The organism is Selenomonas sp. oral taxon 920 (assembly GCF_001717585.1).
Lineage (GTDB): Bacteria > Bacillota > Negativicutes > Selenomonadales > Selenomonadaceae > Centipeda.
Window position 1 is genome coordinate 182,203 of record NZ_CP017042.1, and the last position, 13,696, is coordinate 195,898.

Genomic DNA, 13,696 nt, shown 5'->3' on the forward strand with positions numbered 1-13,696 from the left:
GTTAAGGAGGCACTGATAAATTCGGCCGCACCATCTTAGCGTATCTTTTTTGCCTGCTTTTTGTCGGCAAATATGAGATCAGGAGCGATGGGCAGCGCGTGCCTATACGGGTGAGATACGATGAAAAACGTGCAGAAGAAGCCTGAAATCATCGTTTTTGCGGGACCAAACGGTTCGGGCAAGAGCACGTTTACATGGAACGCAGAGATTTGAATCATCGCGGGTAATTTGTGCTTTCACAGCAAGGCGTGGGCGTTTTGCCTGCGCTTTTTCAATGGTCGGCGACCATCAAGCATGAAAAAGCCACCCGCATTTGGGTGGCTTTTCGTGTGTACAAATACCCAAGGAAGCACTGGATAAATTCAGTCCCGTCGTCTTGGTGCATCTTTTCGATCTGCCATCGTCAATAAATCCTCCACAGAGCACCACTATGCATTCGGTTTATTTCCTTGGCAGAACAAAAAATCTGCGGCCAATCCGGAGAATTTCGTTTTATCAGAGATTCCTCAGATCTCAGTGCGGAAGTGGATTGCCTGGATGATGCCAGCGTCGTCGATGTCGAAGGTGAGTTCGGCGGCTTTGTCATCAAATGCGTATGTGCAGGCGGTGAGCCCGTCCTCGTTTGTCTTGGAGGAGGAGGGTTCGCCGTACATCTCTTCGATGTCCTCGTAGCTCTTTCCGACGCAGAGACCGCCGAGGGTGCGGACGCTCTTGCCCATGACATCGTAGCTCGTCACGGTCAGCGCATCGGCGTCGCGCGTGTCCTTCGCTCCTGTGACGGCGCGGAAGACGAAGGGTTCGGCACCGTTGAAGGTAAAGGTGACGAAGCGCATCCCGTCGCCTGTGAAGTCTTTCTTCTGGTAGTCGTCGGCAAGTCCTGCGCGGACGATAGCCCTGCGGGCATCAGCGAGTGTAGCTTTGCGCGGTTCCAGTCGATTCTGCTCGCCCGTAGCCGTATCATCCAGGACAAGTGTCGCTTCCCAATAGGTCATGCCGTGGGCCGATGCTGTCGCTGCGCCGAGGAGGATGCCTGCGGCAAACAGGGCGGTGCAGAGAAGACTGAGGAATCGTGTTTTCATGATAATCACTCCTTTAGTATTTTCCACCGCCGCCGCCGTGATCGCTGTCACTGCTGGAGGTGGTGATGTGAGAACCGGAGGACGAGGTTCTTTTCTCGTATTTTGCCCGCCGGGATTCTGAGGTGCGGATGTAGATGTCTTTGCTGTAGGTGAGATGGACACTGCTGTATGAGAGGTAGTCATCTGCCCCGGCAGCATCCCCGGTGGTCTCCATTCCCTCCTCGAGGTGAGAGGAGATGGCGTGGTGGACGACCGCTGCGAGGAGAAGAGCCGTGCCGAGAATCCCGACGATCGCCCACGGATCGAGGGGGATGTAGGGTTTGCCCTTCCTTTCGTAGTAGGTCAGCATCTCGTCCACGGTGACGGCAAATGCGGTGTATGCCTTGCCGTATTCATTGTCCTTGAGCTCGGGAACGAAGTTGTCTGCGAGGTGCTCGATGCCGTACTCATCGGTGATGCGCTGGCGCATCTTGTTGTCGGTGGAGATGTAGAAGTTGCGGTCTTTCGGCGTGAGGAGGAAGACGATCGTGCCGTTTGCACCGCCGTCCGCGATGCGGTCGACGACCGCATTGGCGATCTCGCCGAGCACCTGTCCGTGCGTGTCCTTGATGTTGCCGACGAGGATGCGCACGCCGTGTGCTTTCTCAAACGCGGCGATCCTGGCATCGAGTTCCTGCTCCTCGGCATCGGTGAGGAGATCCGCCTCGTCGATCACGCGTGCGTTTCCGATGTCAGAGGCATCCGCCGCCCTTGGTACGGTGAGGATGAAAAGGCTGAGGCAGAGGAGGAGCAGGACGAGAATGGGGCTGTATCGTGATTTTTTTTCGATTGTCATGTGCCGCACCTCCTACCAGTCCAAGATCAGCCAGCCGATGTAGCAGGTGATGAGAAAGACGAGGACGGCGGGCACGAGGGGGTAATAGCGTTCCTTGAACTCGTCCCGCGGCAGCGAGGAGCTGACGACTTTGCCGGTCTGTCCGTTCATCATGAAGGTGTAGGGCTTGCCTTTGTAATTCGTGGTGAGGATCCAGACGGGCAGCATCGCATAGCGGACATTCCCCTCTTCCTTGCGGATCAGCGGCGCGCCCTCGGGGGTGACGTTGCTGTAGTCTTTGACGCTGGTGGAGAGCACCCAGGAGGCACTCGCGGCGAGACGGCTGTCCGCACGCGGCAGGGATTCCTTCACGTCGACATCGTACTTGTCCGCGAGATGCCCTGTGAAATATGCGGCGGAGAAGGGAACGAGCTCCTTGTAGTCGAACGGCTCGATGCTGTCCATGAAGGAATCGTCCATGCGCTTGCTGGCATCGACGGGGATTCCGTCGAATGTCATCTCGCCGCTGCGCTCGCAGCGGTAGTGGGATGTTTCGGTGACGGTCTCATTCGTTGTTTCGCGGGTGCTCCTGCGCTCCGCATTGAAATTTGCATCGACGCTCACATGTGCGTCGAACAGCCAGAAGGGGACGTACATGGACTGGATTTCTTTGACGCGGTTTTCGTCGCGGAATTCCTTCGGGAGCAGACGCTTTCCCTTGTAGAACTCCGTGAGTGCGGCGATTGCCTCCTCCTTCGTCTTCTTGAATGGAATGACGAAGTCGGGGCGCAGCATGCCGTCGAAGCGGCGCGGGATCATGTTCGGGCTGCCGCAGTAGGCGCACTCGGTCGCCATGGTGTTGCCGTCAGAGACGAGCTCTGCACCGCAGGAGGAGCAGGTCTGGATCATCATGTGTGCCGTTTCGGCATCATCCCATGTGCTGCGTTCTCTCTCGGTGTTCCACTGCGCCTCTTTTTTCTCGGCCGCATCCACTGCCTTTTCCTGCTTCTGCGCAAAGAGGGCATCCATCTCTGCGATGCTGATCTTGGCATCGCAGAATTCGCAGGTGACGTGGCTCCGTCCGGGGAGGAAGGTGAGCGGCGCACCGCATTTGGGGCATTTGCAGCTGACGCTTGTATCGGGCATAGGCATCTCTAGTACTTCCCGCCGCCGCCGCCGTGGCTTTCGTCGCGGCTGGAGGTGGAGATATAGGAACCCGAGGAGGACGAGGAGGAGGATGTCTCCTTGTGCTTCGTCTCACGGGACTCTGTGGTGCGGAGGAAGACGTCCTCTCGGTGTGTGAGGCGGAAGCTGCCGCGCTCGACGTAGTCGTCTGCCTCGTGGGCACTTCGGACACTGAACATGCTGTCCGAGAGATTGGCAAGGATGAACCAGTAAACGATGGCAGCAGGGATCAGCGCACCGACGAGGGTGACGATGGTGAGCAGGAAGGCATCGGGATTGAATGGTTTGCCTTCCTTCTCGTAGTAGGTCACCATCTCATCCACGGCGGCGGCAAATGCGGTGAATCCCTCGGCGTATTTGTTCTCCTTCAGGGAGGGGACGAACTTGTCGGCGAGGTGTTCGATGCCTCTGTCGTCGGTGATGCGCACGCGCATCTTGTTGTCAGTGGAGATGTAGAAGTCGCGCTCCTTCGGTGCGAGGAGGAGGACGATGGTGCCGTTTGCGCCGCCGTCCGCGATGCGGTCGACAACGGCATTGGCGACCTTGCCAAGCACCTGTTTGTGTGTGTTTTTGACCGTGCCGATGAGGATGCGAATGCCGTGCGCCTGTTCATATGCGGCGAGCTTCGCGTCGAGTGCCTGCTCCTCGGCATCGGTGATGAGGTCGGACTCGTCGATCACGCGCAAAGCACCCAGTCCCGCATCCCCTGTCTGTGTCCCCCCAGCTGCGACTGCACGTGCAACGGCACTGAGTGCGCCGCCCGTGGTGAAGGGCTTGCCTTCCTTCTCGTAGTAGGTGAGCATTTCGCCCGCGACTTGACCAAATGCCGTGAACATATCGGCGTATTTCTTGCTCTCGAAGGCGGGCAGGAATTTCTCCGTGAGGTGCTCAATGCCCTCGTCGGTAATGCGCGTGGCGAGCCTTGTATCCGTGGCGACGTAGTAGGTGTTGTTTTCGGGCGAAAGGAGGAGCAGGACTGCGCCGCGTTCACCGCCGGGGGCGATGGTCTTGATGATGTTCTCCGCGAGCGGCTTCAGCGGTTTGTCTTTCCAATCACCGACGATTGCCGCGAGGATGCGGATGCGGTGTGTCCGTTCCACTGCCGCGAGCTGCGCATCGAGTTTTTGCACCTCGGCATCGGAGAGGAGGTTCATCTCGTCGATGACGCGTGCGTTTCCGATGCCCGCTGCATCTGCCGCTTTGGGGACGGCGAGGACAAAGATGCTGAGGCAGAGGAGGAGCACGGCGAGGAGTGTGCTGCGTCCATATTTCATTTCGTTTATCATTATGCCGCCCCCCCTATAGATCAAACATGAGCCAGCCGAGCCAGAAGAGGACGGCGAAGACGAGGGCGGACGGGATGAGCGGGTAGACGTACTCCTTGAATGTATCCTTGGGGAGATCCGCACCGACGAATTTGCCGGTCTGTCCGTTCATCATGAAGGTGTAGGGCTTGCCCTGATAGTTCGTGGTGAGGATCCAGACGGGCATCATGGCGTAGCAGACATCGCCCGACTGCTTTCGGATCTTCGAGCTGCCGCTCGGGGCGGTGCAGGTATAGCCGCTGACGGTTTTGCTCAGCGCGTGGATGACGCTCGCCGTGAGGCGCGTGTCGGCGCGCGGCAGGGATTCCTTGACATCGACATCGAATTTGTCGGCGAGGTGTCCCGTGAAATACGCAGCGGAGAAGGGGCGGAGGTCGCTGTAGTCGAACGGCTCGATGCTGTCCATGTACTTGTCGTCCATGCGTTTGCTCGCGTCGACGGGGATGCCGCGGAACGTCATCTCGCCGCTGCGCTCGCAGCGGTAGTGGCTGGTCTCGATGATGATCTCGTCCGCCGTATCGCGCCGACTCCTCGTTTCCGCGCTGAAGTCCATGCTGGCGCTTACCTGCGCGTCGAAGAGCCAGAAGGGGACGTACATGGACTGGATCTCCTTGATGCGGTTCTCGTCGCGGAACGCCTTCGGGAGCAGTTTTTTCCCCTTGTAGAACTCCTTGAGCGCAGCGACGGCGTCTTCCTTCGTCTTCTTGAATGGAATGACATAGTCGGGGCGCAGCATGCCGTCGAAGCGGCGCGGGATCATGTTCGGGCTGCCGCAGTAGGCGCACTGGGTCGCCATGGTGTTGCCGTCGGAGACGAGCTCCGCACCGCAGGAGGAGCAGGTCTGGATCATCATGTTCGCCGTTTCGGCTCCGTCCCATGCGCTGCCTGCGTTCTCGGTGTTCCACTGCGCTTCTTTTTCCTCCGCCTTCTCTGCCGTCTGCGCCTCTTTCTGTGCATAGAGGGCATCCATCTCGGCAATGCTGATCTTGGCATCGCAAAACGCGCAGGTCACATGATTGTGCCCCGGGAGGAAGGTGAGCGGGGCACCGCATTTGGGACATTTGTAGCTGACGCTTGTATCTGCCATAGGGTTGCATCCTAAAACTTTCCGCCGCCGCCGCCGTGGCTCGAGTCGCTGCTGGAGGTGCTGACATTGGAGCCAGAGGAGGATTCCTTCTTTTCCTTGGTCCGACGTGTGACGGTGGTATAGAGGAAGTTGTCCTCGTCCTGCGTGAGCCGGAAGCTGTCGTGGTTCAGGTAGGCATCCGCCTCGGCGGCGGACCTGACGTTGCTCTCATACTCGTACAGCACATAGTAGATGGTGCCGCCGAGGATGAGCGCACACGCGAGAGCGATGCCGAGTGCCATGAGGTTAAAGGCATTGGCGGGATCGTACGGCTCGCCTTCCTTCTCGTAGTAGGTCAGCATCTCGTCCGTGGTTGCCGCAAATGTGGTGAATGCGGCGGCGTACTTGCCCTCCTTCAGATCGGGGAGAAATTCGCCTGAGAGGTACTCGACGCCCTTGCCGTCGGTGATGCGCGCGCGCATCTTGTTGTCGGTGGAGATGTACCAGTCGCGCTCCTTCATCGAGAGGAGGAGGACGATGGTGCCGTTGTCGGCAGGGATCTGGTCGACCACGTTGTTCGCGATCTTGCCGAGCGGCGTGCCGTCCGTACTCTTCATCGTGCCGATCAGGATGCGTACCTTATGCGACTGCTCGATTGTGGCAATTTTCGCATCAAGTTCCTTTTCCTCACTGTCCGTGAGAATCTCCGCCTCGTCGATGACGCGATCCGCGCCGATGCCCTGCTCCTGTGTCTGCGCCTTCGGCGGCGGTGCCTGCTTCGGCACGGCGAGGGCGACGGACGCAGTGCAGAGGAGAAGGAGGAGGGCAAGGAGTGCACTGAGGCTTTTCTTATTTTTCGTAAACATCGCTGCGCCTCCTTAATCCGACAGAACGAACTTCGCGAGGTAGTAGAAGACGGGAATGCTCACGAGTGCAGGGATGATGGAGCAGAGGAGCACCTTCGCACGGTCGATGGGGACGGAGCCGACGACCTTGCCGGTCTGTCCGTTCATCATAAAGGTGTAGGGCTTCTCGTGATATTTCGTCGTGAGAATCCAGACGGGTGCCATCGCGTAGCTGACGGTGCCGTCCTCCTTGATGACGCTTGCCTCGCCGTCGAGGGAGCAGCGATCGTAGCCCTTGACGGTGCTCTCAAGAACGCCGATCGCGCTCTCATTGACGCGTTTGTCGGCACGCGGGACACTCGCCTCGGCATCCACGTCGTATTTGTCCGCGATGTGCCCCGTGAAGTAGGCGGCGGAGAAGGGGACGAGCTCGCTGTAGTCGAACGGCTCGATGCTCTCCATGTAGCTGTCGTCCATGCGCTCGCTGCCGTCGACGGGGATGCGCTCAAACGCCATGGAACCGCTGCGCTCGCAGCTGTAGTGACTGGTCTCGGTGATGATCTCGTCCGAGGTCTCGTGCACGCTGTCGTTCTCCGCGCGGAAGGTCGCGCTCGCGCGTACCTTTGAGTCGAACAGCCAGAAGGGGACGTACATGGACTGGATTTCCTTGATGCGGTTCTCGGAGGTAAATGCGGTCGGGAGGATGTATTTCCTGAGGCCCTCGCTGTAAAACTCTTTGAGGGCGGCGATGGCGTCCTGCTTCGTCTTTTTGAACGGAATGACGTAGTCGGGACGCAGCATTCCTCCGAACTGGCTGGGGATCATGTTCGGACTGCCGCAGTAGGCGCACTCAGTCGCCATCGTGTTGCCGTCGGAGACGAGCTCCGCGCCGCAGGAGGAGCAGGTCTGGATCTTCATGGCTTCTGCTTCGGCGGCATCCCATTCGCTGCCTGCACCGTCGGTTTTCCACTTTGACTCCTTTGCCTCGGCGGCGAGGGCCGCCTTTTCCTGCGCTTTTTGAAAGAGATTTTCGACGGTTGCAACGTCGAACTCGGTGTTGCAGTACTCGCAGGTTACGTGGTCGTGCCCCGGGAGAAAGGAGAGGGGGGCGCCACAGTTGGGGCATTTGTAGCTTACGCTTGTGTCTGCCATATCAGTCACCTCTTTTATGATGATAACACGGTGGTGTGCGTCCTGCGCGAACGCTTGGCTGCGTAATCACTGTTTATCGTTCTCGTCAAAGACATCGCCGCACTGCGGGCAGAACTTCGGCGGATGCGCGGGGTCGTCGGGCTTCCAGCCGCATTTGTCGCAGATGTAGAGAGGCGCGCCCGCAGGTTTCGGTTTGCCGCAGTTTGCGCAGAATTTACCCTGATTGATCGTGCCGCAGGAGCAGCTCCACCCTTCGGCAGAGGGCTGCGGTTTACCGCACTCGGCGCAGAATTTCCCTGTATTGCCCGTATGCCCGCAGGGGCAGTTCCATGTATTCACGGGGGCGGGCTGCGGTTTGCCGCACTCAGCGCAGAACTTGCCCGTGTTGTCCGTATGTCCGCAGGGGCACGCCCAACCGGCTGCCGCGCCGCCCGCTGCCATGCCGCCCACAGCGAGGCCTCCTGCGAGCGGGTTGCCCTGCGGGGCGGCTCCGCCCTGCGGCCCGAATGCGCCCATCGCACTGGCACCTGCGTTGCCTGCCATGCCCATGCCCATGAAGCCGAACGCGCCGCCCATGCCCGCCTCGTTTCCGGCGGCGGTGCGCATGGCATCGGCCGTCGCGCCCGCGAGACGACCGGCGCGCAGATTCGGATCGCTCATGATGGCGCTGTCCTGGATCTCCTTGATGCGCTTCTCGTCCTCTTCGTCCGCCTTGACGCTCGACACACCGAAGGAGACGATCTCAATGCCGCGCCGTTTGCCCCACTCGTCGGACAGTTCCTCGGACAGCTCGTTCCGGATGTCCTTCGTGTAGTTGATGAGCTGCGTATAGCGGATGCCCTTCGCTGCGATCCGCCCGAACGTCGGCTGCAGCGCGGTCAGCAGTTCGCTCTTGAGCTGTGAGTCGATCTCGCTGCGCTCATACACGCCCTCGACGTTGCCGCAGACGTTCGTGTAGAAGAGGATCGGATTCGTGATGCGGTAGCTGTACTCGCCGAAGCAGCGGATGTTGACGTTCAGCATGTACTGGCCGATCATGGTCTCAAACTGGATGGACTGCGCCGTCCCGTACTTGTTGCCCATGATTTCTTTCGTATTGAAATAGTAGATGCGCTGATCCTTCGGTGCGTCGCCGCCGAACGTGAAACGCTTTCCGATATTCTTGAACACGGACACGAGGTCGTTCGCGAGATCACCGCCAAAGACCGTCGGCTCGGTGGAGCTGTCGTACGTGAATGCGCCAGGCTCGGCACAGATCTCGACGACCTTACCCTGCTCGACAATGATCATGCACTGTCCTTCGTTGACGGCGATGACGGAGCCGTTCGAGATGATGTTGTCCGTTGCGCTCGTGTTCGAGCTGCGGCCGCTGACGCGCTTCTGTCCCTTTGCGACGAGGGAGTCCTTGTCGAGGCTGTCGCAGTAGAAGTATTCTTTCCACTGATCGGCAAGAACGCCGCCCACAGAGCCGACTGCTGCTTGGATGAGACCCATAATTATTCCTCCTCTGCAGAATAAACAAGAGTGTTCTGAAAGTTCTTCTCTATTGTAACATATCATGAGAAAAAGCGTACTGTCATAAATAACAGGTCGGACGAAAAATTTTGAAAAAAGCAACAAGAAAGGTGCCGCACGAAGCCTGAAACACCTTCGTGCGGCACCTCTATTGGGCACTGTCCGTATAGCCCTTCTCCGTTGCCTCGACGGCGAGCCCGACGATGCTCTTGTAGCCCGTCTTGACGAGCATGTTGCCGACGTGGAAGTTGACCGTTCGCTTGGTGATTCCGAGCGCAGCGGCGATTTCGTCGTAGGACATATTGCGGCAGATGCAGCGGAGGATGTCGAGCTCGCGGTTCGTCAGCGGTGCCTTAGTACCGCCGAAGGTGGAGTCGGCACACACGTCGGGATAGATGTGCGCGCCCTCCATCGTCGCGCGGATGCAGGCAGCGAACTCCTCGCCCGAGGCCTCCTTGTAGATGAAGCTGTCCGCGCCCGCTGTCTTTGCCCGCGCGAGAAAGGCGATCTCCTGCATGCCTGTCATGAGGACCACGCGCAGCTCTGGGAACCGTGCTTTGAGACGCGCGCAGATCTGTATGCCGCTCGTGCGCCCCTCCATGCAGATGTCCATGAGGACGAGATCGGGTGCAAGGCGTGCGCACGCCTCCTCCACGAGCTCTGAGAGGAGGAGGCTGCCGACCACCTCCATGTCGTCGAGGGGGGTGAAGATCTGCTCCAGTCCTTCGAGCAGAATTTTTTGATCGTCCACGAGCAGAATTTTGATCATCCTGTGTTCTCCCCTATCCGTGCATCAATTTCAAAATGTGGTGTATGGGTAATGATGAGCCGTCCGCCAAGCTCGTTCACACGGTGCATCATCCCCGACAGTCCGCCGCCTGGATGCAGCTCTGTGCAGCCGATGCCGTTGTCACGGATGTGCAGCCGCCGCTCGCCGAGCGTGATCGTGACCGCATTCGCACGCCCGTGGCAGACCGCGTTGCTGAGCGCCTCGCGCGTAATGGCGGCAAAGGCACGTGCGCGCCGCAGATTGTGCGGCAGGCTGCCTGTGACCGTGAGCCGTATGCCGAGCCGTCGGTAGGTGTCCGTCATATCGGCAAGCAGGGTTGCGGGATGGGGCTCCTGCGCGAGCGGAACGGACTCCAAGAGGCTGTCGATGCGGACAATCGTACGGAGCGCATCCTTTGGTGCAGAGCTTGCAAGCAGCTGCTGGAGCATACTGATCCGCTGCCCGAGGATATCGTGCACGCGTGAGGTGATCTCCTGCAGCGTTCGGCTGCGCTCCGTACGCTCGAGGTTTTGAAGGAGCTCCTTCTGGGCGCTGAGCGTAGTGCTGAGCTCCTCATTCTTCTCTCTGAGTTCCTGCGTGACGGCGTCCAGCTCCGTAACGCAGGAGGCTGTCAGCTGCCAGCCGGGGAGCGCACCCAGCAGCTGCACGCGCTGCACGAGCCACACATCGCCTGCGGCAAAGCGCAGGAGCACGGTACCCTCGCGCTGCCGTTTCTCTGCGACAGCGGGCGCGTCAAACGCCGTGAGGTCCTGCCAGAACACCGCTGCATTCCGATACTGCCGCCCGAAGAGGCGCTCCATGAAGCGCAGCATGGTGATGTTGACGAGTACCGCAGCGTGATCCTCACGGGCAAAGAGAATTCCCTCGGGCAGGAGGTCGAGTCCTGCACGGATGGAGGAAACCGTCACCTCCCGTGTCCTGCGTGCACGTGCACGTGCAGCAAGCAGTACGAGCCGTACGCCGAGCAGCAGAAGGACGAGTGCGGCACTCATCGGGAGGAAGTCGTCCATCATCGGCAGCGAGCAGAGACCCGCAAATGCGAGCAGGAGCGCAGGAAGCAGTCTGCGTTCGCAGGCAGTGAGCCCGACGACGAGGGAGAGGAGCCCCGCTGTCCACCGCTCCGCTGCGAGCCAGCCAATCGGCGGCAGCTCTGCAAAGAAGAGCTTCCATGCACCGCCGAGCAGCAGCGTTGTGAGGAGAACGACGGAGAGTGCCGCCGCCTCCGGCAGCAGGCAGCGGATCCGGCGGCGCGGGAGATGGGCGAGCGCCCAACAGAGCGCGGCACTCTGGGCGATGAGGACAAGGCTCGCAAGCAGTACAAGGATGAGAATCTCCCCATAGCTGTACGTGGTCAGCCGTTCCATGGCGCATCCCTCCGACCCTCGTCCTGTGTACTGCGGGCATCCTCTGCAGTGTATGCGGCTTTGCCGCCGGTTCTCTTCCCCGCCGCAGCGGTGGGATGGATGGTCAGCGTGCGCGCATAGCCGCGATCCTCTGTGGTGACGGCTGTACCATGTTCCTCCTGCCATGCCGCAGCCCACGGCGCGATCCAGTCGGCGCCTTCCAGCAGGAAGGTCAGCGTGTCGTCCGTGAAGCGGCAGAAGATGCGCTCCATCCCCGCAGCGGCCGCGCGTGTCAGGAACTCCGCGAACGCGTCGAAGAGTGCGAGCCCCGTCTCCGTGTACAGCAGCTCCGTCTGCGTCCACTCCACACCGACGCGCAGTCCGAGGGGACGCAGGTAGGTGCAGGTCTCCGAGACTGCCATCGCGAGCTCGTCGGTGCGGACCGTACCGTCCTCCTGCCCCTTGAGGAAGAGTACGCAGCGCTTCTTCAGATAGGAGGAGAGCAGATTGAGCCGTCGGATGAGACGCACGATCTTCTCCTCGTCCTGCGTTTCCATCAGCTCCTCGCGAAAGCGGCGCAGAAGCGGACGTTTGGCGGCAAGGATTGCCTCCAGTTCCTCGGAGAGCTTTCGCCGGAGCGTCAGGGTGAGCAGCTTTCTGCGGATCGTGTGCTCTGCACGCAGGAGGGAATGGGAACGCTCCAGTGCATCGCACGCGAGGGCGAGCTGCCGCTGCCGCTCATGCAGGAGCCGCAGATCCTCCTGCCAGAGGAGAGCACCGCCGTGGATCTCCATGCGCGAGGTGCGTGTATCGCGTCCGGATTCATCCCACTGCAGCGCCGAGGAAAAGACGGGAGTCCCCTCCGCATTCACAAGCCGCATCGCGAGCCGTGCGTGCGTAAAGAATGCCTCGTGCAGGCGGTTCGACGGCATGAGCCCCGTGTGCATACAGATCTCAAGGAGTGCGAGGAAGAAGAGTGTCGTCAATGCCGTCAGCTCCGGCCACCGCACCCACGCCACATACTGATAGGCGATGGAGTACGCGATAAAGAGCACGAAGAAGACAAATGGGAGCATCATCATGGGGCGCAGCACCTGCTGCTGTTTTGCCTTTTCGAGGAGGAGAAGGAGCGCCGCGAGGACCTCGCCGAACCAGAGCGTCCAGTAGACATATGCGCCCCATGCAAGAGCCACCTGCCACTCCTGCAGAATGTTGTCCCATGTGAACGCGAAGAACTGCTGGTGGAAGTCGTTGCAGAGGATGAGTGCGGCGAGCAGGAGATTGAGTCCGAACACCGCCTTCAGCCACGGCGGCATCCTGCGGTTGATCGGGTCCTCGTCCGCGCTCCACGCGATCCAGAGGAGTGCGACCGAGAGCCCCGCACGGAACATGTAGAAGAGGTACCAGAGCGTGTGCTCCAATGTGCTGTCGTGTACGAACGTGAGGATCTTCGCCATACGCGTCAGCTCCCAGAGGAGCAGCATGGCGACGAGGAGGACAACGGCGCGGCGCGCCCCGTGATGGAGCACACGGCGGTAAATGTACGCGCCCCAGATGACCGTGAGCGGCAGCATCAGCACGAGAACCATAAATCTCTCGTGCGCCTCTGCAGGCATGAACACCGGCCGCTCCATGATCTGTGCGTGATAGCGCGTGTTCACCGTGCGGAGGACGTGCGGGAAATCAGGCGGCATTGCGTGGACAGCTGCGGCAGACGGGGAGAGCGGCGGATAACCTGCGGCATCCAGCTCCTTTGGGAGCGCCTCTGAGAATGTGATGGGGGCACGTGAGAGCACGCCCTTTGTCAGTGTGATCGTCCCCTCGGCGGGCACGACGATCCGCAGCCGTGCGCCGCGCCGAATAAGGCGTTCCGCCTCATGGGCAAAGAGGACGTAGACATCGCTTGCACCCGCATTGGCAAGAATGCCCCACGTTCCGCGGTGCATCGCGTAAAAGCGCAGCCGCCCCTCCGCCTTCATCTGTGCGAGGTGTGCAAACGCCGTATCGCGGTCGCCGGAGATCCCCTGCGTCAGTGCCAGAAAGAAGATCTCACGCTCCGGCGACTGCTCGGGCATGGCGATCGTAACGCCCTCCCTGAGATCCGCCCATCCGTGCACGGGAACATGGGGATCCGTGCGTACGGCGAGCACCACCGTTGCTGTGTAATGCGGGTACCAGTAAAGCTCCTCTGCCGCACCGCGCAGGAACTGTTCTGCCTGAAAATCATAGACCTCGGCCGCGTCCACGCGGCGATCCTGAAACAGCTCAAGCTGCCTTCGCGCATACCCCTGCGCCTCGATCGGCACATCGGCGGTGCTCTGCAGGATGGTCACATATGCCGCACCGTAGTTGCGGTCGTAGGCGAGCGAGAGTGCATCCGCATGGGCGGCATACAGGAGGAGTGTGCAGAGCAGTGCGGGCAGGAGGGCGAGGAGCAGAGGGAGACGCTGCAGTCTGCCCATTCCCCCACCTCCCTTGCACGATTCCTGTGTATTGAATCATATATATTTCGCCTGTTATCAACAAAAATCCTTGTGAAAAAAGTCCTAACATGTAAAAAATATATGTAAATTATGAATAAA

General features: G+C 60.0%; 11 protein-coding genes. All 11 read right to left on the reverse strand.

Annotation, left to right across the window (positions count from 1 at the left end; translation table 11 throughout):
* Positions 1 to 506 precede the first annotated feature (506 nt).
* A complete protein-coding gene (locus tag BCS37_RS00805; RefSeq protein WP_069179697.1) occupies positions 507 to 1,079 on the reverse strand; it encodes a hypothetical protein in 573 nt (190 codons plus the stop codon).
* A gap of 13 nt (positions 1,080 to 1,092) precedes the next feature.
* Entirely contained in the window at positions 1,093 to 1,914 is an 822-nt protein-coding gene (locus BCS37_RS00810; RefSeq protein ID WP_069179698.1) for a TPM domain-containing protein, read from the reverse strand.
* A gap of 12 nt (positions 1,915 to 1,926) precedes the next feature.
* The gene (locus BCS37_RS00815; protein ID WP_069181509.1) at positions 1,927 to 3,039 is read right to left on the reverse strand and encodes a hypothetical protein; all 1,113 of its coding nucleotides are present in this window, start codon (positions 3,037 to 3,039) and stop codon (positions 1,927 to 1,929) included.
* Between the two features lie 8 nt (positions 3,040 to 3,047).
* On the reverse strand, positions 3,048 to 4,364 hold the full coding sequence (locus tag BCS37_RS00820) for a TPM domain-containing protein (RefSeq protein WP_069179699.1): 1,317 nt from the start codon (positions 4,362 to 4,364) through the stop codon (positions 3,048 to 3,050).
* 13 nt (positions 4,365 to 4,377) lie between these two features.
* On the reverse strand, positions 4,378 to 5,490 hold the full coding sequence (locus BCS37_RS00825) for a zinc finger domain-containing protein (protein WP_069179700.1): 1,113 nt from the start codon (positions 5,488 to 5,490) through the stop codon (positions 4,378 to 4,380).
* A gap of 11 nt (positions 5,491 to 5,501) precedes the next feature.
* Positions 5,502 to 6,335 (reverse strand): TPM domain-containing protein, encoded by an 834-nt coding sequence (locus BCS37_RS00830; RefSeq protein ID WP_069179701.1) that lies wholly within the window; start codon positions 6,333 to 6,335, stop codon positions 5,502 to 5,504.
* Between the two features lie 12 nt (positions 6,336 to 6,347).
* A complete protein-coding gene (locus tag BCS37_RS00835; protein ID WP_069179702.1) occupies positions 6,348 to 7,466 on the reverse strand; it encodes a hypothetical protein in 1,119 nt (372 codons plus the stop codon).
* A 66-nt stretch (positions 7,467 to 7,532) separates the two neighbouring features.
* Positions 7,533 to 8,960 carry an SPFH domain-containing protein gene (locus BCS37_RS00840; RefSeq protein WP_069179703.1) on the reverse strand — a complete coding sequence of 476 codons (1,428 nt, stop codon included), beginning with the start codon at positions 8,958 to 8,960 and terminating at the stop codon, positions 7,533 to 7,535.
* 169 nt (positions 8,961 to 9,129) lie between these two features.
* The gene (locus BCS37_RS00845) at positions 9,130 to 9,750 is read right to left on the reverse strand and encodes a response regulator transcription factor (protein WP_069179704.1); all 621 of its coding nucleotides are present in this window, start codon (positions 9,748 to 9,750) and stop codon (positions 9,130 to 9,132) included.
* On the reverse strand, positions 9,747 to 11,135 hold the full coding sequence (locus BCS37_RS00850; RefSeq protein ID WP_069179705.1) for a sensor histidine kinase: 1,389 nt from the start codon (positions 11,133 to 11,135) through the stop codon (positions 9,747 to 9,749). The genes BCS37_RS00845 and BCS37_RS00850 overlap by 4 nt, the downstream gene beginning before the upstream one ends.
* Positions 11,123 to 13,576, reverse strand: coding sequence for a hypothetical protein (locus tag BCS37_RS00855; RefSeq protein ID WP_069179706.1), 2,454 nt, complete (start codon positions 13,574 to 13,576; stop codon positions 11,123 to 11,125). The genes BCS37_RS00850 and BCS37_RS00855 overlap by 13 nt, the downstream gene beginning before the upstream one ends.
* Positions 13,577 to 13,696: the final 120 nt, after the last annotated feature.